Below are 17,871 nucleotides of genomic sequence, written 5' to 3'. Positions count from 1 at the left end.
TCTTTGTTTAATGTAAATAAACTATATATTTGCAAACTCAATCCGATTACGCCCATTCTGCTTCGCCTGATACAACGCCTTATCCACCGCAGCGAACAGTTGAGTCAAATACCCTTCCGGATTCTCCGGTACATGATCAACTTCAAAATCCTCAATGGACAGAATTCCTATGCTAATCGTAATGGACACCTGTTCGATCTCATGATCCACCACAATGAGGTTGGTCTCCACCGCTAATCTCACACGTTCCGCAATTTGTTGGGCTAACTCGCGCTCCGTGTGTGGAAGGTAGATCATGAATTCCTCCCCGCCATATCGCGTTAGAATATCGGTGCTCCGAATGGAATCTTTGACAGCCTGAGCCGTGCGATGCAGCACTTCATCCCCGATGACATGTCCGTAGCGATCATTGATCGCTTTGAAGTAGTCAATATCCAGCAGAATAAGTGAAAACGGCGTTTTATATTGAATGTTGGTGATAACCTCATGATTCAGGTGTTGGGTCAGATAGCGGCGGTTGTAGCAGTTCGTCAGACTGTCCGTCAGGGCGAGTTCTTCCAGCTTGCGATTGGCCTCGGACAACTCCAGGCGAATCCGATCCAGGGCATGATTACGCTCCTGAAGCGTCTCGTTCTGCCTATTCATTTCTTTGACATAGAAGCGCTCTTGAGAGACATCCTGGAACGTAAGGATATGTCCAATAGGCGCGCGAGCAGCATCAACAATGGGAGACGCTTGAAGGATATAATGACGGATGTCATCCCGCTCTACGATCACTTCAATTTGAGACAAGGTATTGTCCTTTTGCTTATACGCCTCCAAGAACTTCTTACGGCTGCCTTCTACACGAACAGAACCCAGAAATGCATCCATATCAAAAGAATCCCCCACATGCAGATCCATGAAGGAGCGGGAGGCTTTGTTCAATTCAATAATCATCTCATTCTCATCCAGTACAAGGATGCCGTAAGGAATGGTATTGATCACATCCTCATGGGCGATAGAAACCAGATCGAACACATTGTACCTTTTGATGACATAGACGAAGAAAAGGTCGGACACGAAAATCCCCAGCGAAGTCAGTCCGGGAATGATGAACGGTAAATACGCTCGTAGAACCACATTAAGCAGAGCGTCGATTGTTGCAAAAACAGCCAGCACAAATATGCCCCATAGCGTAACTTTCACCTGATTTTTAATCATGGAGGACGTTCGCGAAGAATAAAGTGCCCGAAATAAAATAAAGAGGGACGTTACAAAGTAACTCACGAGTATAGCCATGACAACCCAGAACCAAGGTCCATATGCCCGCTCGACATAACCGCCTTCCAGCGGAGTTACAAACCAGCTCCACGGGTTCAGGATCACGCCAACGGCTCCAATAACCGCAGGGATGAACAAGAGGAAGGATCTTTTTTGGCCTAATCGCTCTGCCTCACCCGTAATGAAGATCGTAAGCAGTAGCCACCCACTCCCGAGCAAGGAAACGGCGACAAAAGATAACGTAACATAGAACAGCTGCAAGCCGGGATCATCCGTCAACGTACTCGCAAATTGACAGAATGGCCAGAGCATCATCAACCCATGAAACAAAAAGTAAACCTTATGTAAGTTCGTAATTCTAACCGTAGCAAAAACATATACGTATACACCAAACAATAGGACGAATAGAAAGAGATCATACCATACTAATGGGCTCACGAATCTTCTCCTTTTTGCATGCGACAACGAAGATAGTATTGAACTGAAATTATTCCTTAACGCTATGTGAACCTTCAATAAACCTATAAAGATATTCCTATACTATTGCTGTTGGTTAAATTAACCATATCTTATCACACCGCTAATGGAGTGAGTAGCCCATACAATGGAAGTCCAACCAACCTCTGATTGAATTCTGCTCTATTTTTGCGTTTTTGTGAATGAAATTGAACGTTTGGATGCAAAAAGGGAGGGAAAAAGACCTTGTTAGCTGTCGTAAGAAGGCAAAGAGTACGTAGGTAGAGCCCTCCGTCGCCGGACGGCCCTCTCCTCATTCGTGTACAGCAGCCAAAGGCAAATTGTCTGAGAACAAATCGGGATTATCTTGGAGCATGCCCGTGATCACTTCCGTCAACAAGGCGGCATCACACACTCTGACAACCGCATCGCCAAACATCCCCTTACGCATCGCTCCCTTACGTTCAAGAACGTCATCCACTTTCCAAAAATGCTCCGACCACGACAATCCGCAATGTCTCCGGGAAGGCACCGAAATTTCGGTTCCATCGGGTAAAACCGTCTTTAACATCTCATGGCTGTCCGTTAATCTACCCGGGATGTCCACCCATTCTTCAATACCATGGATAAACGTGTTCCGTTTCAGATCAACGCCGACCAAAAGGATGGTAGCCTTCCGATCAAGCAGCTTCCCCCAGGCTGAGCCTCTCGCACAAGGTGTATCGAAAAGATGATCATCCTTCGTAAATGCTTCGGCATCCCGTCCTAGAGCAGCTACCGAATGCGTAGGGTGCCACGAACGAACCACGCCCGGTCGTTTGCGAAATAGCTCAGGCAGAATACCGACGCAGCATGGCGAGGATTCCACGTGGAACATCGGATTGTCCGCATTGATCGTGGACCACGTATGCGTTGGCAACACCAACAGCCCGTCCTTCATATACTCAGTCAACGCATCCAACACCGTATCCGCACCGCCTTCGACTTCGCCCATGCTTTTCATGGAAGAGTGAACGAGCAGCGTCCCTTGGTCGTCAATGCCAAGCTGGCGCAGTTGGTGGAGCAAACTTTCTTGGGTATGCATCATTATTGGATAACCTCCTTTGGGCTATTATAGCAAAATAGAACGCAGACGACGGTACTAACGTTATCCTGTTATACCATGTAATGTTTGCTATTATATAACATAAATTTTACTTAAATCATAAATAATGTTAATTCTGTGTCACTAATATGTTTATTTGCTCTGATATAATTTCTGCTAGGTAGACGAAAGGAGATTATAGGGTTGCAAAAAGAGCTTGGTGTATTGATGGTGTTGAGTGTCGTTTTGCTTTCAGGATGTGGATCAGATAAGCCCACAGCCGATCCGCAAGGTTCGGGTGAGTCTCCCAGTAAACAAGTAACAACACAGCCAGTGCGCGGTACGAATGAAAAATTGCTGGGATCTTCAGAGGATGAAAAAGTAAAATTTTATAAACAAACCGACGGGGTAACACTGGACATTAACGGTAATAAAAAAGACTTTTCTTGGAATGTCCCTGGTGATACTGGAACTGCCCCACAGGTATTTTATACGGATGTTACAGGCGATGGAAAAGAAGAGGCCGTAATTATTATCCAGACTGGACGAGGAACAGGTTTAAACAATTATGATATTCATGTCGTTAGCGCCGAGGACCTATCCGAAATTAAAGTACAAAGCTATGAGGAGATTGTTGCTGATCAGATTGAGACGCATGTTGCTAAAAATGGCGACGGTACATTAGCGATCTCCGTTAAAGCACAAGGAAGAGAATATGATTTCAATTATGGGTTTGATCCAGCGCCGGATTACAAGCAAGACAGCCTTGCTTTTGGTGGTGTAAATATTTATTCATTGGAGAATCAAAAAATAAAATTGAACCTTGGAGGATCTGTAGGTGTGTCTCCCACATATGTATGTGATTTCAATATCACATACATATTCGATAGTGCTAAGAATGAATTTCTTGCTGATCAAATTGAAGTTAAACCTATTGAAAAATAAAAAAAAGGCTGACCACAATTGGTCAGCCTTTTTTGGTGGGTAATTAAATTAAACGACATAATCAAAAAATGTGTGTCCACCGACTACGATTTTAGCGCTGACTTGCACCGTGCTTCCACCTGGAAACTTATAATAGAGTTTGTTACCTGAAGTGTAACTCAGTTCTGAAAATCTAGTATTAGCAGTGTAAAAACACTTACCGCCGATTGGATTTGAGTAGCTACTTAGGTTTGATGCGAGGCTAACAATGTTTTTCCAAGCTGCACTGTCTTTATCAGGTTTCAGACATTCAGCCAGGTTAGGATTACCTTCGTTAAAGCAACTAAAAGCTTATGGAGCAAGCACGACTGCTTCAATCCGAGTTGAGATTTTTAAATTCGTTGTAAGTGGAATTATTTTTACGGTTGCTGATGACATAAGCAACGCCTACACGAGAATCTGAATCGCCCCTGGTTTCTCCCCAAAGAGTTCGGGCCAACAAGTCCACGCTGTCACGTCCGTAAAGCTGAGATTTTGAAGTTAATGCTTCACCAATTGCCATAAATATTACCTCCATTAAGCTATTTTGTGGATTTACCGGCCTCTCATGATATAAAGAGAAATGAGTCTCGGATTACAACCACTCTTCAAATTTTATTTCAATTCACTAGTGCCAAAAGTTTGTATTACCTCAATCATTTTGACATAAGAGCTCCTGTTTTAGATCTTCACGATGATCGGCGGGTACTTGTAATAAGAAGGATTTTAAATTTGGTGCCCCATTTCAGATCACAGACCCAGTGTCTCACAGCAAGACAAAATGGCCGGGGAACCCCCCGGCCATAAGGAAAGAATTTGTATAAGTTCATGAATAACAAAACTATTTAATCACAACATACTCCAGGTTCACCAATTTCGCATAGGTTACGATTTGATCCGTAGTCAGGTTCAAGGATACAACCGTATGGTGACCACCACCATTTTCGATCCATGCTTTCACTCCATCTTGGAAGTTAGGCTTCACGCTCCACAGAACACGTGCTACCGGCAGGTTAGGTGCTGGAACGGTTGGCTCAAATGCGGATACTTCGTTGATCAGCAGTTTATAGTGGGTACCGAAGTCTGCCATGGATACCACAACACCTTCGCCTGCTTTGCCATCGAATACAAGACGCGCCGGATCTTCGCGATCGCCAATGCCCAGTGGGGACACGATGATTCTTGGTTTCGTGCTAGCCAGTGTTGGATCTACTTCAAGCATGTGGGATTGCAGGATTGCTTCCTGTCCAGCAGCCATCTCGTAGGTGTAATCTTCCATGAAGCCCGTGTTCTCGTTATGGGCCATGATTTTCAGCAAGCGATCCAGCGCAGCCGTTTTCCAGTCACCCTCACCGGCAAATCCGTACCCTTGAGCCATCAGGCGTTGTACAGCCAGACCCGGAAGCTGCTTCATGCCATGCAGATCTTCGAAGTTGGTAGTGAAGGCACTGTACCCACCTTCGTCCAGGAAACGTTTGATCGCAATCTCATAACTTGCTTGCACACGTACGCTGGCTTCCCAAGCTTCCTTGCTGTTTGTGCCATAATCGAATTCATACAGGTCTGCATACTGAGCGATCAAATCATCGATTTCTTGCTCCGTTACGGCATTCACGTACTGCACGAGGTCGCCAATGCCGAAGTAATCAACGGTCCATCCGAATTGGATCTGTGCCTCTACTTTATCACCTTCGGTTACACCCACGTTGCGCATGTTGTCGCCAAAACGCGCAACCTTGATGTTGAAGCTTTCGTTGTAGGCTACCGCTACGTCCATCCAATCCGCAACCTGCTGCTGCACTTCTGGACGCTCCCAGTAACCAACGACGATTTTGTTTTGTTTTCTCAGGCGTGCATTGATGAAGCCATATTCGCGGTCACCGTGAGCCGCTTGGTTCAGGTTCATGAAGTCCATATCGATGGTTGCCCACGGAATGCTTTCATTGAATTGGGTTGCCAAGTGCAGCAATGGTTTTTGCAGCAATTTTGTACCCCGAATCCACATTTTTGCCGGGGAGAATGTATGCATCCAGGTGATTACACCCGCCACTTCGTCGCGGTAGTTCACTTCTTTCATGATGCTCGTGATTTTATCTGCGCTTACCGCCAAATCCTGCAATACGAGCGGGTACGGCAGAACGCCGCTTGCATTAAGGGCATCCGTGATTTTCTGTGCGTTAGCTTTTACTTCGCCCAGTGCTTCTTCCCCGTACAAGTGCTGTGAACCGACCACAAACCAGAATTCTTTTGCTGCTGACATATAATCATCTTCTTTCCTATATAGTGTGTTTAACTCCATTTACACTTGATCACTCCAACTGCAGTACCATCTTACGATCGCTGTTATCCCCGGATTTCTTTTATCTCTTACAAAGGAGGAAATCCGGTGATAAAGGCGAACGCTTCGCTTCTCCAGATTGGTTCTGCAATCTCCGTTATCGTGTAAATCTTAAATCCTAATATGGATCACTCAGTAACCAGAACAATCTTCAATTCGCTGTTTTCCTGCTCATATCATTTCTGTCCGTAATACGCGTCTTTGCCGTGTTTACGCAGATAGTGTTTATCCAAAATGCCTTGCGGCAGTTCCTTCGCGAAGTTATTCAATTGGCGCGCGTACAGGTTCATTTTGCACACTTCCTCCAGCACGACGCTGTTCACCACCGCAGACTTGGCATCTTTCCCCCACGTAAACGGTGCGTGCCCATGGAGCAACACTGCCGGAACCGCCATAACATCAATCCCACGCTGTTCAAACGTTTCAATAATGACTCGACCCGTCTCCGCTTCATATCCGCGATCCACCTCGTCCTGGTTCAGGAAACGTGCACAAGGCACCGCTCCATAGAACGTGTCCGCATGGGTTGTTCCCATTACAGGTACGTCCAGTCCGGCTTGCGCCCAGATCGTCGCCCACGTGGAGTGTGTGTGCACGATGCCACCAATCTCCGAGTAATGCTTATATAGTACGGCATGTGTTGCAGTGTCCGAGGAAGGTCTCATCTCACCCTCCACCACGTTACCGTCCAGATCAACTACAACCATGTCGCTTGCTTTCATCGTATCGTAGCTGACGCCACTTGGTTTGATCACGAACAGACCACTTTCCCGATCGATTGCGCTGACGTTACCCCAAGTGAATTTTACAAGTCCGTGCTTGGGCAGTTCCAGATTTGCCTGGAATACCTCTTCTTTCAGTTGTTCTAACATGTTATTCCCTCCCGTTCTCTACCAGATGGTTTACAGCTGCATGCTCAATCGCAAGTCCACTCCGGTAGCGTTCGATAAATGCTTCAAACCCTTTCACATCCGATGCATCCGGCGCCACTTCGACTCCCTCAACATCGTTAAAGACCTTCTGCTCCAGGAACACATCCAAGCTCTCCTCTTGATCCTTGTTGATCATGTACGAAGCCAGAAGTGCCATGCCCCATGCGCCGCCTTCACCAGCGGTAGACATGACCGAGACCGGTACGTTCATCGCAGCAGCTACAATCCGTTGTCCGACAACAGGGGTCTTGAACAGGCCACCGTGAGCCAAAATGCTATCAATGGCTACATCCTCTTCCTCCGTCAGGATGTCCATACCCAGCTTAAGTGCACCGAATGCACTGAACAGATGTGTCCGCATGAAGTTCGCCAGATTGAAGTTGCTTTCCGGGGAGCGGACGAACAATGGACGGCCTTTCTCAAGTCCCGTAATATTCTCACCTGAGTAGTAACCGTAGCTGAGCAAGCCGCCACCATCAGGGTCTGCCTCCAAAGCCTTATTGAACAACACGCTGAACAACTTTCCGCTATCCACTTCATATCCCATCGCTTGAGAAAACTCACGGAACAGTCCCACCCATGCGTTGATATCACTGGAACAGTTGTTGGCATGCACCATCCCTACTGGGCTTCCATCCGGTGTGGTGACCATATCGATCTCCGGATACACTTTGGATAGTTCCTTCTCCAGTACGATCATGGCAAATACCGAGGTGCCGACCGAGATGTTCCCCGTACGTTTCTTCACGCTATTCGTTGCCACCATACCCGTTCCGGCATCGCCCTCTGGCGGACAGAGCGGAATGCCTGACTGCAAATCATTCGAAGGGTCGAGCAGCTTGGCTCCCGCTTCCGTCAACTCACCAGCCTTCTCACCAGCGAGATATACCTTGGGAAGAAGGTCCTCGACCTTCCACGGATAACCTTTACTTGCAATCAGTTTATCGAACTGCTTGATCATGGACGGGTGATAATTATGCGTAGACTCGTCGATTGGGAAAATGCCCGAAGCATCGCCGATACCGATGGCTTTATTGCCCGTCAGCAGCAAGTGTATGTACCCGGCCAAAGTTGTCAGATGATCAATGCGAGGCACATGCGCCTCTTCGTTCAAGATCGCTTGGTACAAATGAGCGATGCTCCAGCGTTCCGGGATATTGAACTGTAGAAGATCCGTCAGTTCTCTCGCAGCCTTCCCAGTAGTCGCGTTACGCCACGTCCGGAAAGGTACCAGCAGTTCTCCCGCGCTATCCAATGCGATATATCCATGCATCATGGCGGAGAATCCGATAGAACCTACCTTTTGCAGCGTGATCCCGTATTTCCGCTCTACGTCTTGCTTCATTTCACGATACGCTGTCTGAAGACCTGTAATAATATCCTCTTGGTTGTACGTCCAATATCCGTCTTTCAGGAGGTTCTCCCATTCATAACTGCCCGACGCGATGGTCTCAAAACGTTCGTCTATCAACACCGTTTTAATCCGCGTCGATCCAAATTCTATGCCTAGTGAAGTGGCTCCCTTGGTAATTGCTTCTTTCATATCCACATGACTCATGATCACGTAGTCCCCTCTCTGAGCACAGTAGGTAAAAGTAAAAATAGTATTGGCTTAAAAACGATTGAATTGGATTCATATTTCGGTTCATTGAAAAGAATGCGCTTTCCTTTTCTGACAGCCTTAGTATATTTTTTGTACGTACATTTGTCAATAATATATAATAGTTATACTTACATTAGTAATAATATAACGTCTACACGATCTCATTTCTGTGCTCAAAAGGTGATGTTGTAGGGTACACATCTCTATTTTATGACGGGATTTGTACGGTTTATTTTGTAAAACTGGCTGCTTTATTTCCATTCAGATCGATTCATGATAAAATATGTACGTACAACTATGGATATAACGATGTTTTTTTATAGATAAGTAACGATGAAAGAAGTGGAATGCGTGAAGCCAAAGTATCAGGTCATCATTGACGATATCAAAAGCAATATCCTATCCGGAACCTATAGCGTAGGCGAACAAATCCCTACCGAATCCGCATTGCAGGATAGCTACACTGTGAGCCGCCAGACGGTGCGGAAGGCTATTTTGGAGCTATCGAACGAAGGATTTTTGAGAAGTGAGAAAGGTTCCGGCACCTATGTAAGCAATCTGTATCGATCCAGAACCGGCGGGAACACGATGAAAAAAACAATCGGCGTTATCACGACGTACATCTCCGATTACATCTTCCCTTCCATTATCCGCGGCATTGAAGGCCGGTTGAATGAAGATAATTATTCGTTGCTGTTAGCCAGCACCAATAACGATGTCGCACAAGAGAAAAAGGCGCTCGAAATGATGCTGTCCTACGGTGTGGATGGTCTGATCGTCGAACCGACCAAAAGTAATCTCTACAATCCCAATATTGCATACTACCTGTCGTTCAAGGAGCAGGATGTGCCGTTTACGATGATCAATGCCTTTTATGAAGAGCTGGAGGTGCCTTTCTTCTGTCTGGATGACGTACAGTCCAGCTATCTCGCTACCCGTGAACTGATCGCCAAAGGACATAGCCAGATCGGCATTATCGCGAAAATGGATGATTTACAAGGGAAATACCGGATGAAGGGATATATCAAAGCTTTGGGCGAAGCCAAGCTGCGGTTTCATCCCGAGCAGGTGCTTTCGTTCGATACGGCATCGAAGCCGGACCTCTCCACCAATCTGGAGGTGTTCCTGGAGGATAACAGAGATGCGCTGACATCCCTTGTCTGTTACAACGATGAGGTGGGGTTGGAGGTCGTACATGCATGTAGAAAGTTGGGCATTTCCATTCCAGACGAGTTATCCATTATCGGTCAGGACAATTCGTACATCGCCAAGAACGCGAACATCAAACTCACGACGTTAACTCATCCCCAAGAGCAAATGGGCCGTGATGCAGCAGATTGGGTCATCAAGAAACTGCAAGGCAAAAAGGATCTGCCCACCAACACCTACTACCAGCCTGTGCTGGTTGAGGGCGAGACCGTAAAAGAGATTGAGTTGGAATAGTATTGGGACTACGCATGAAAAAAGGGCCGTTGAATTGTTCAACGGCCTTCTATCCATATTTAAGTGACTAACTTACTCCCACCGAAGAGAAACCTATTCTACTTCGTTTCAGCTTCATCGTCATCTTCCAAACTCACGATAACACCTTTCTTCTCCAGTTTTTTTATAACCTGCTCCGCCTGTTCATTCAACGGATTGCCGGCCAACGATACCTCTATTAAATGGGGTATGGTTTCGAGCACTGCAATATCTTGAATGAGGTTATCCTCCACATAAAGATACTCCAATGTCGGATGGTTCTTTAACGGACTTAAATCTTGAATTTTATTTCCAGCCATAATGATCCATTCTAGATTCAATTTCTGAAGAGGGCTTAGGTCTGCTACCTGGTTGCCGCTGGCAAGCAAACTGGTCAACTTATGTAAATTTTTCAATGGCGTTAGATTTTTAATTTGATTATCACTAATCAATAGACTTTCTAGATTACTTAACCCAGAGAGTGGGGATAGATCTGAGATCTGATTCCCTTCAAGAACTAAGAACTCTAGTTTTTTCAACTTGCTGAGCGATGCAATATTTTTTATTTTATGCCCAGGCATAATTAGATCCACCAGGTTAACGGCATGTTCAAGCCCTTGCAAATTGGAAATCTTGTTTTTGGTATCCTCGGCATATAACGATTTTAATTTCTTCAGATCGCTCGTCTTCACTTCTTTTTTAGATGATATCTTCAATGTGGTCCGAATAACCTTTGCCAGAGCCACATCTTTAATAACAGGTGCAGCCGACATGGTTGTTGCCGGTAATACTAAGAGAACCAAACAAAATACAATCATATTTTTTACGAATTGAGAGGGCATTTCGAGTCTCCTTTAAGCATCTTAGATTATTTGTCATATGTATATATGAAATTCCCAGAAAAGTATATCTTTTACGATGGTACTTCCTTTCTATACCTTTGTCCATAAGATCCTGTCATTCTATCATCAGTAGCACAGGTGGAATGCAATATAGCTATTTTGTTCAAATAAACTTCGAAACATCATATAATAACCTCTTAACAAACCTTCATAACTGGTATATTATACAATTGTAGCAAAATTTTATTGTATTCGAGAGGAGATTTTATACTTGAAAAAGACGCTTTCAATGGTTGTCGTCGTGAATTTATTTCTCAGTTTTGCCTTCGCCTTTCAAGCGTTTGCAGACGATGGCATGGCCGAATCGGGAGTTCACCCTGATGCCCATGTCACAGAACAGATACTGCAGCCAAGTGGGGAAATGATACCCGAACTTACCAAGGATGCTTCTGAGTTGGATTCGTCCAAACTGAAAAAGCATCGGGTAAAGGCATCTGTAAATTTGGAATCGGCTACCGCGTCTTCAGAATTACAAAAGGGACTCATTTCGGCTCCGCAATCGGTTATCGCTACAGCCACAGCAGAGACTAATACATACACGGGCTACATCCAACAAGAAGGTACGTCCAGCTTTTTATACCCTATCTATGTACAACCGGGGAGCATACTGCAAGTACAAATGGATAATCCTGCTTCGGCGCAGCTAGATTACGATCTATATCTCTACGAATTTGACATGTCCACTGGGGAATTGAACCCAACTCCAATTGACTATTCAATATATGGCACGTATCTGAATAACTACGGAAATGGATCAAGAACCTTGTCTGAAAATGTCGGCACGAAAAATAGCACGGCCAGTTCCAAAGCCTACCTCATTGAAGCCTACGGCGCAGTTGGAGGCAGCATCAATGAACCATTCACGCTAACCGTCTCAACTAGCTCAACCTATGATTCGTACGAGACGGATGAGAATGCGCTTCATGCTTATCCTTTCACGGTGGCAACTGGTGGCTCTACTCTTTCAAGCCGCTCCATTAATTCGGAGGTCGATCAGGATTGGTATAAGATCACGGTTCCCGAAAGCAGAAATTATGACGCCATGCGTATCGATCTGGATCAAGCCTCTGTAGGTAATGGCTATAAAGCTGAATTGTATGGTGCATTAAGCAACAATCGAATGGCATTAATGCCCTCCGCCAACGGCAATGTGTCTCTAGGCACGGGCACATATTATTTGCGGGTGTATACCACAAGTAATTATTCGGATAACAACTATTTATTACACCTCCAGCCCGTGTTACGAGCCGATAAAGTCGTGATTACAGGTTATAATTCCAATGGTGGTCCGAATGACTACCCCACATATGCCTATGGTCGCTACTACCGGATAACGGGAACCAGTTTTACGGTGACTGGCGTTGCGGCAACTTCAGATAACTATGCGGTGGCCAATGCGGAAGTAGAAGTCATTTGGGAGAATGATTATTGGTCCGAAGGCAGCAACAACAGATTTCGGAGCGCCAAGGTGATGACAAACAGCAGCGGTCAATTCACTGCTATGTTGTCCCTTCCTCCTTCAACCGGGAGCATAAGTCAATACTTGCCGGGAGCCATAAGCTTCACGCACTACTATGATATTTGTGGTGTGCTGGCGAGGGTAACGAGTCGTCCGAGTGCAAATGATACGGATATTGTGTATCACTTTGCCTACAGTATTTACGGAGGTTAAAACAGAACGAGAAGAAGCAATGGGCGATTCGTCAACATGCCTGTTGCTTTTTTTGTCCAATCATATTAAAAATATGGAATATTATTCCGATACTATGATGAGAAGAGAATATTTGGAATATATCAAACGAATAGGGGTGTGTAATTATGAAGGTTCAAAGTACGACTCAGTTTGACCTCAATACCTACATTCAATCGAAACAACGCGCGGATAAGCCATCTTTGGTCACAGGCACGATACCCGAACTGTCACATAACAACGACACAGTGGAGATCAGTCCAGCTTCCAGGCAATTAGCAGCATCCGATATTGTTAATCATGCCGCTACATATTTTGGAACCGTTCAAATCAATGATTCATTGAATCGCCTACTTACAGATCAACCCTCGGAGGTGAAGGAAGCTGTCTATGGCATCATTCAATCCAATTTCATTACTAACGTAACCGGGGAAGAGGATAGATCAGCATTGCTGGAATTGGGTCTCACTCAAGCAAAGTATATCGCGGACAACTATATGAAAGGGGATCAAGCGACGGAATTCATGAATACGATTCGTCAAATCGCCGCCATCTCCACAACCAGAACGGTAGATCCTGAGACGAAAGAAATCCATTACGAGACTCCTCCTCAGAGACCTGTTGGGGCTCCAGATGATTATATCGATCTAAATTATATGATGAAGAAATTTGAACCGAAAACGCTGGACAAGCTCCAGGATGCAATTGTGAACGGAAAAGACTGGAACAGCATCCTGCAGAGTTTCGCCAAAAATGTATCGACTAATCAGGACTGGTTGAAGGAATACAAAGAGGACGTAGCCAAATCGACCGGGAATAACGCTGTGGAGAACCGATTCGAAAAAGCCTCTACTTCCAGCTTGTCTGAGTTTGTCCAAGATATCAAGAACATGATCGATCATGCTGGCTTAGAAAATAGCGGTTTTCTGACAGACAACATAGAAGCATTTATGCGAACCTTGGCAATGCCGAAATCCAATGGATAATAGAGAAGACTCACCAACATGAGTGAATAAGCATGCCACTGAGAATCAAGATAAGCATGCCGTATGTGCCTACAATTGATTCTCAGTGATGTGATGCGCTATACCACTTTTCCCTATTTGAATTTAATGTCAGCCACTTGACCACATTCAACAAAACAAGCCCCATCCGTCGCCAAAAAGCGAATCGTAACGGTTGTTCCTACACCTTTCTTACTGTCATAGTGAATTTCCCCGTCATATTTTTCTACAATGTTAAAGCAGATCATTAATCCTAATCCGGTGCCATTACTTTTTAATGAATAAAACGGCGTCCCAAGCGACTTCACCTCATCCTCTGACATTCCGCTTCCTTCATCAATAATTTTGATCTCGATATAATGTTGATTTCTCTTGGCTATTACCGTGACGGGAGTACCCATATTCGAGGCTTCCAAAGCGTTTTTAATTAAATTCATCAGCAGCTGCTTAAACTCAATTGGATTAATAAAAATGAAGCAACCCTCCTCTGCCTCGATATGCATCTGATTATCAGATAACATCGCATAGGAACGGACCAGCCCTGTTACGCTCTGAAGAGCATCGTTCACATCCACCTTTTCTGGCTTCTGATCTCGATTAGGCTTGGAAAGGGTTAGAAACTGAGAGGTAATTTGTTCAACAGTATTTAATTCATCAATCATTAGTTTGAACTTGTTTTTGACTGGATCATCAAATGCAGGATCTTCTCTGTATAACTGCAAAAAACCTCGAACAACGGTGACTGGATTTCTAATCTCATGCGCCACAGCCGCCGTCAAATGGGCTATCATCTTTAAGCGCTCCGATTGTTGTAATTGCTCATGATAAAGCTGCTGCTTTTTCATACGACTAAAGGATAAATGGAAAATAAGAAATAATAGTATCTGACTCGCTATAATATTAATGAGGTTACCTAGGATGTCATGATGTAAATACGAATATATATTACCTTGATCAATTAGGATGATGTAGCCAAACGTGAGCAAAATTAAGAATCCATTCAGAATGATAGAAAAATAAAACAATTTTAAATCAAAGAACAGAATGGCCAGTGAGGGAATCAGGCAAATGAGAATGTACGTAGTCCAGGTCTCTGGATATAAGAAGAACAGGGTATAGAAATAAGCAAAGGCAAACAGGATGATGATCTTTCTGAAAATATATGTTTCATGCTTGGGGTAGATCAACAAACAAACCGCTAGAATAGCCACACACAAAAAATGGATAACATATCCCACGGTAATCCCGCTTAATTCTGTAGTCGATAGGATTAATCCAGATAACATAAGAGCAATGAGCGTTAACATGGAAATATAATATGTTTTTCGGTTCACCTGACTGTACAATTCTTTCATCCGCTCACCACTTTAAATTAATGTCGACACCTCGGTATGTATGTAGTTCTTTTCATTCCTATATGTAAAGGCATCCCACTGGATGCCCTTATCTATAATAGCATTGTATCTCATTTAACTAGCTATACAATATGAAAATTTGAAATAAATGATTCCCAACACCATAAAGGCCAACATTGGTCAAACTAAGGCAAGGCCTAGAATGCCAAGTAGCCGTACGGATCACTGTCCGTACGGCTAATATTGGCTAAAAAAAATGCCTTTAGCTTATGAATTATTTCCAGATCTCTTCAGCAATTTCTTTGATAAAAGCAAGCTTCTGCCATTGCTGCTCTTCTGTCAGATGGTTGCCTTCTTCCGTGGAAGCGAATCCGCATTGCGGGCTCAGGCAAATCCGATCCAGATCAACATATTGCTTCGCTTCTTCGATACGCTTCAGAATATCTTCCTTGCTTTCAAGCTCACCAAATTTGGAAGAGAACAAACCAAGCACGACCTGTTGGTTGTCTTTCAGGAAACGAAGTGGCTTGAAATCGCCTGCCCGTTCGGTATCAAACTCCAGATAGTAGCCGGAGTAGTTGTCAATGTTCAGGAGCGTTTGTGCGATCGGCTCATAACCTCCACCAACACCTGCATATGTTGATACGTAATTCCCACGGCATACATGTGTCGTTACTACGAGGTCCTCCGGCAAACCGGATACAACTTGCTCGTTCAATTTCGCAAGTTCGTTTGCATAATCGGCCACATTAACGCCAATCTGCTCCATGAATGCCATGAACTGCTGGTCGCAAAGTGCACCCCACGTGCAATCGTCAATTTGAACGCTGCGGCAGCCCGCGTCATACAAAGCCAGAATCGCCTCTTTGTACGCTTTGGCAATATCCGAAAGCAGCTCTTCCCGGTTCGGGTAGATGGCTTCCGTACTTTCCTTATTTTCTGCCCGGTCCAATTCAAACAGGAACTGTGCAGCAGCAGGAATGGATTGACGCGCAACGACGTCATCGCCAGCAACACCTTTTAAGAATGCATAATGCGAAACGAACGGATGGCTGCTGAAGCTTACTTTGCCGGTCAGACGTGCTGTTTCGGGTCTGGATTTGGCACCGTTAAACTCGTAACCTTGATCAATGATGGTCCGGTCAACACCGTCAAGTCCCCAGAAGAAGTCCAGATGCCACCAAGAACGACGGAATTCCCCGTCGGTTACAGCTTGAAGGCCAACTTCTTTTTGTTTTTGCACGAGCTTCACAATTTCAGCGTTTTCTACTTCCTCTAGTTGCCCAGAAGTCATTTCACCGTTTTGGTATTTCGCTCTCGCCTCTTTCAACGCGCTTGGGCGCAAGAAACTGCCTACAATATCATATCGAAATGGAGTGACGGTCCGCTGTTTAGGTTTGGTTTGAATGCTCATATTTTAATCTCCCCGTAAATTAATTATAAGATTAAATATAACATATCCGATCGGATTTACTGTTCTATGAAAGAGCTATAGCAGGTTATAGTTATAAGCTATAGCTGAATCCAACTTTCCTTTACCCATGAGGTCTCTTCCATCCAAAAGATAAATTTATTTACCTTATTGACTTAAACCATAGTTTAAGTCGTATGCTATTCCTGTCGACAGAGTTAACACCTATTTGGAGGTCTCCAACATGAAGTATTTTTCCATTAGCGAAGCATCAGCCCAATTGAATATTCCAGATTCAACGTTACGTTTTTATGAGAAAAAAGGACTTCTACCCTTGATTGAACGTGATGATGCTGGCAGGAGATTATTTTCAGAAGTTCAGATGGCCTTATTGGAAACCCTTGTTTGTTTAAAAAACACGCATATGCCCATTAGTCAGATTAAGCAATATATGGACTGGATCATCGAAGGGAACTGTACGCTCGAGGACAGGCTTGAAATGATGCAAAATCACAAGCAAGCAGTACTGGATGAAATTTTGTTGATGCAGGAATCCCTAAAGGGCATTGATTTTAAAATTACACGTTACACCCGTCAAATACAGGAAAGAAACGAAGAAAAAGATACCTAAGAGGAGAGATACTATAATGAAACTTTCGGGAAATACAGTACTTATTACTGGCGGAAGCTCCGGGATCGGATTAGCATTTGCAGAACGCTTCTTAAGAGCTGGAAATACAGTTATTGTTACTGGACGACGTGAAGCTGTACTTCAAAACGCAAAAGAAACACACCCGGGCCTTATTACGTATGTGAATGATCTGAATATTGAATCCGAGCGGGTAGCGTTGTTTGATTGGGTAACCACAAACTATCCGGAAGTGAATGTGTTAGTCAACAATGCTGGTATCCAACAACGTTTTAATATGCTGACAGCGGATGCGAAGAATGATTGGAGTTATTTTGCCAAAGAAATTACAACGAATATTGAAGCTCCTTTTCATCTGTCCATGCTGTTCGCTCCTTACCTTTCAACCAAAGAAGAAGCCACAATGATTAACGTGACCTCCGGATTAGCCTTTACACCGTTTGCCATTGCTCCGATATACTCAGCAACCAAAGCAGCACTTCACTCCTTTACAATCAGCCTGAGACACCAGCTTTCGGATACGTCTGTAGAGGTCATTGAAGTTGCTCCTCCTGCAGTAAGTACAGATCTGGGTGGAGCAGGATTGCATACGCATGGAGAACCATTGGATGCCTTTGCAGATGGAATTTTCGAAGGATTACAGGAGGGTCATAAGGAAATTGGCTATGGTACCTCTATCGCTCGTTTGCGCATGTCCCGAGATGAAGTCGATGAATACGCAGAAACTATGTATAACGCAACGAAAAGTCTAATTGAATAA

The 17,871-nt window shown here is 44.4% G+C and carries 15 protein-coding genes; 6 read left to right on the top strand and 9 right to left on the bottom strand.

The genetic code is table 11. The annotated features are described in order from the left end of the window. Window positions 1–21: 21 nt before the first annotated feature. Window positions 22–1,701 carry a histidine kinase N-terminal 7TM domain-containing diguanylate cyclase gene (locus HW560_RS05945; RefSeq protein ID WP_179262339.1) on the bottom strand — a complete coding sequence of 560 codons (1,680 nt, stop codon included), beginning with the start codon at window positions 1,699–1,701 and terminating at the stop codon, window positions 22–24. 331 nt (window positions 1,702–2,032) lie between these two features. Next, window positions 2,033–2,803, bottom strand: coding sequence for an AAC(3) family N-acetyltransferase (locus HW560_RS05940; RefSeq protein WP_179265743.1), 771 nt, complete (start codon window positions 2,801–2,803; stop codon window positions 2,033–2,035). Window positions 2,804–3,007: 204 nt separating this feature from the next. Here HW560_RS05940 and HW560_RS05935 point away from each other — a divergent pair, with 204 nt between their 5' ends. Continuing rightward, window positions 3,008–3,748, top strand: a complete 741-nt coding sequence (locus tag HW560_RS05935; protein ID WP_179262337.1) for a hypothetical protein — start codon at window positions 3,008–3,010, stop codon at window positions 3,746–3,748. A 352-nt stretch (window positions 3,749–4,100) separates the two neighbouring features. Here the strand turns inward: HW560_RS05935 and HW560_RS05930 are convergent, their stop codons facing one another. From HW560_RS05930 to HW560_RS05915, 4 genes are all read right to left on the bottom strand, one after another. After that, entirely contained in the window at window positions 4,101–4,289 is a 189-nt protein-coding gene (locus HW560_RS05930; protein ID WP_090902790.1) for a hypothetical protein, read from the bottom strand. A gap of 318 nt (window positions 4,290–4,607) precedes the next feature. Beyond that, window positions 4,608–6,026 carry an L-arabinose isomerase gene (gene araA, locus HW560_RS05925; RefSeq protein WP_090902788.1) on the bottom strand — a complete coding sequence of 473 codons (1,419 nt, stop codon included), beginning with the start codon at window positions 6,024–6,026 and terminating at the stop codon, window positions 4,608–4,610. Between the two features lie 254 nt (window positions 6,027–6,280). Next, window positions 6,281–6,976, bottom strand: a complete 696-nt coding sequence (locus HW560_RS05920; RefSeq protein WP_036611813.1) for an L-ribulose-5-phosphate 4-epimerase — start codon at window positions 6,974–6,976, stop codon at window positions 6,281–6,283. A 1-nt stretch (window position 6,977) separates the two neighbouring features. Then, entirely contained in the window at window positions 6,978–8,594 is a 1,617-nt protein-coding gene (locus HW560_RS05915; RefSeq protein WP_179262335.1) for a xylulokinase, read from the bottom strand. A gap of 396 nt (window positions 8,595–8,990) precedes the next feature. On the opposite strand from HW560_RS05915, the gene HW560_RS05910 reads away from it, so the two are divergent. Next, on the top strand, window positions 8,991–10,082 hold the full coding sequence (locus HW560_RS05910) for a GntR family transcriptional regulator (protein WP_090902784.1): 1,092 nt from the start codon (window positions 8,991–8,993) through the stop codon (window positions 10,080–10,082). A 98-nt stretch (window positions 10,083–10,180) separates the two neighbouring features. On the opposite strand, the gene HW560_RS05905 is transcribed toward HW560_RS05910, so the two are convergent. Further along, on the bottom strand, window positions 10,181–10,942 hold the full coding sequence (locus HW560_RS05905; protein WP_090902782.1) for a leucine-rich repeat domain-containing protein: 762 nt from the start codon (window positions 10,940–10,942) through the stop codon (window positions 10,181–10,183). Between the two features lie 271 nt (window positions 10,943–11,213). On the opposite strand from HW560_RS05905, the gene HW560_RS05900 reads away from it, so the two are divergent. After that, window positions 11,214–12,674, top strand: coding sequence for a hypothetical protein (locus tag HW560_RS05900; protein WP_373564977.1), 1,461 nt, complete (start codon window positions 11,214–11,216; stop codon window positions 12,672–12,674). Window positions 12,675–12,820: 146 nt separating this feature from the next. After that, complete coding sequence (locus HW560_RS05895; RefSeq protein ID WP_179262333.1) at window positions 12,821–13,678, top strand: hypothetical protein; 858 nt, start codon at window positions 12,821–12,823, stop codon at window positions 13,676–13,678. A 113-nt stretch (window positions 13,679–13,791) separates the two neighbouring features. Here the strand turns inward: HW560_RS05895 and HW560_RS05890 are convergent, their stop codons facing one another. Then, the gene (locus HW560_RS05890; protein ID WP_110000404.1) at window positions 13,792–15,051 is read right to left on the bottom strand and encodes a sensor histidine kinase; all 1,260 of its coding nucleotides are present in this window, start codon (window positions 15,049–15,051) and stop codon (window positions 13,792–13,794) included. A gap of 274 nt (window positions 15,052–15,325) precedes the next feature. Then, a complete protein-coding gene (locus tag HW560_RS05885; protein ID WP_090902776.1) occupies window positions 15,326–16,465 on the bottom strand; it encodes a 5-methyltetrahydropteroyltriglutamate--homocysteine S-methyltransferase in 1,140 nt (379 codons plus the stop codon). Between the two features lie 241 nt (window positions 16,466–16,706). Between HW560_RS05885 and HW560_RS05880 the strand changes: the two genes are divergently transcribed. Together HW560_RS05880 and HW560_RS05875 are read left to right on the top strand one after the other, a co-directional pair. Beyond that, on the top strand, window positions 16,707–17,093 hold the full coding sequence (locus tag HW560_RS05880) for a MerR family transcriptional regulator (protein ID WP_090902774.1): 387 nt from the start codon (window positions 16,707–16,709) through the stop codon (window positions 17,091–17,093). Between the two features lie 16 nt (window positions 17,094–17,109). After that, window positions 17,110–17,871 (top strand): SDR family oxidoreductase, encoded by a 762-nt coding sequence (locus HW560_RS05875; protein ID WP_110000401.1) that lies wholly within the window; start codon window positions 17,110–17,112, stop codon window positions 17,869–17,871.

Source organism: Paenibacillus sp. E222, from assembly GCF_013401555.1.
Classification (GTDB): domain Bacteria; phylum Bacillota; class Bacilli; order Paenibacillales; family Paenibacillaceae; genus Paenibacillus.
The sequence above is the reverse complement of the archived record's forward strand: the minus strand, read 5'-3'. Positions and strand labels throughout refer to the sequence as shown.

Excerpts from the sequence above, each read along its gene's own strand:
- HW560_RS05940 (WP_179265743.1), bottom strand. The coding sequence starts at position 2,803 with ATGCATACCCAAGAAAGTTTGCTCCACCAACTGCGCCAGCTTGGCATT.
- HW560_RS05930 (WP_090902790.1), bottom strand. The coding sequence starts at position 4,289 with ATGGCAATTGGTGAAGCATTAACTTCAAAATCTCAGCTTTACGGACGT.
- araA (WP_090902788.1), bottom strand. The coding sequence starts at position 6,026 with ATGTCAGCAGCAAAAGAATTCTGGTTTGTGGTCGGTTCACAGCACTTG.
- HW560_RS05920 (WP_036611813.1), bottom strand. The coding sequence starts at position 6,976 with ATGTTAGAACAACTGAAAGAAGAGGTATTCCAGGCAAATCTGGAACTG.
- HW560_RS05915 (WP_179262335.1), bottom strand. The coding sequence starts at position 8,594 with ATGAGTCATGTGGATATGAAAGAAGCAATTACCAAGGGAGCCACTTCA.
- HW560_RS05905 (WP_090902782.1), bottom strand. The coding sequence starts at position 10,942 with ATGCCCTCTCAATTCGTAAAAAATATGATTGTATTTTGTTTGGTTCTC.
- HW560_RS05895 (WP_179262333.1), top strand. The coding sequence starts at position 12,821 with ATGAAGGTTCAAAGTACGACTCAGTTTGACCTCAATACCTACATTCAA.
- HW560_RS05890 (WP_110000404.1), bottom strand. The coding sequence starts at position 15,051 with ATGAAAGAATTGTACAGTCAGGTGAACCGAAAAACATATTATATTTCC.
- HW560_RS05885 (WP_090902776.1), bottom strand. The coding sequence starts at position 16,465 with ATGAGCATTCAAACCAAACCTAAACAGCGGACCGTCACTCCATTTCGA.
- HW560_RS05880 (WP_090902774.1), top strand. The coding sequence starts at position 16,707 with ATGAAGTATTTTTCCATTAGCGAAGCATCAGCCCAATTGAATATTCCA.
- HW560_RS05875 (WP_110000401.1), top strand. The coding sequence starts at position 17,110 with ATGAAACTTTCGGGAAATACAGTACTTATTACTGGCGGAAGCTCCGGG.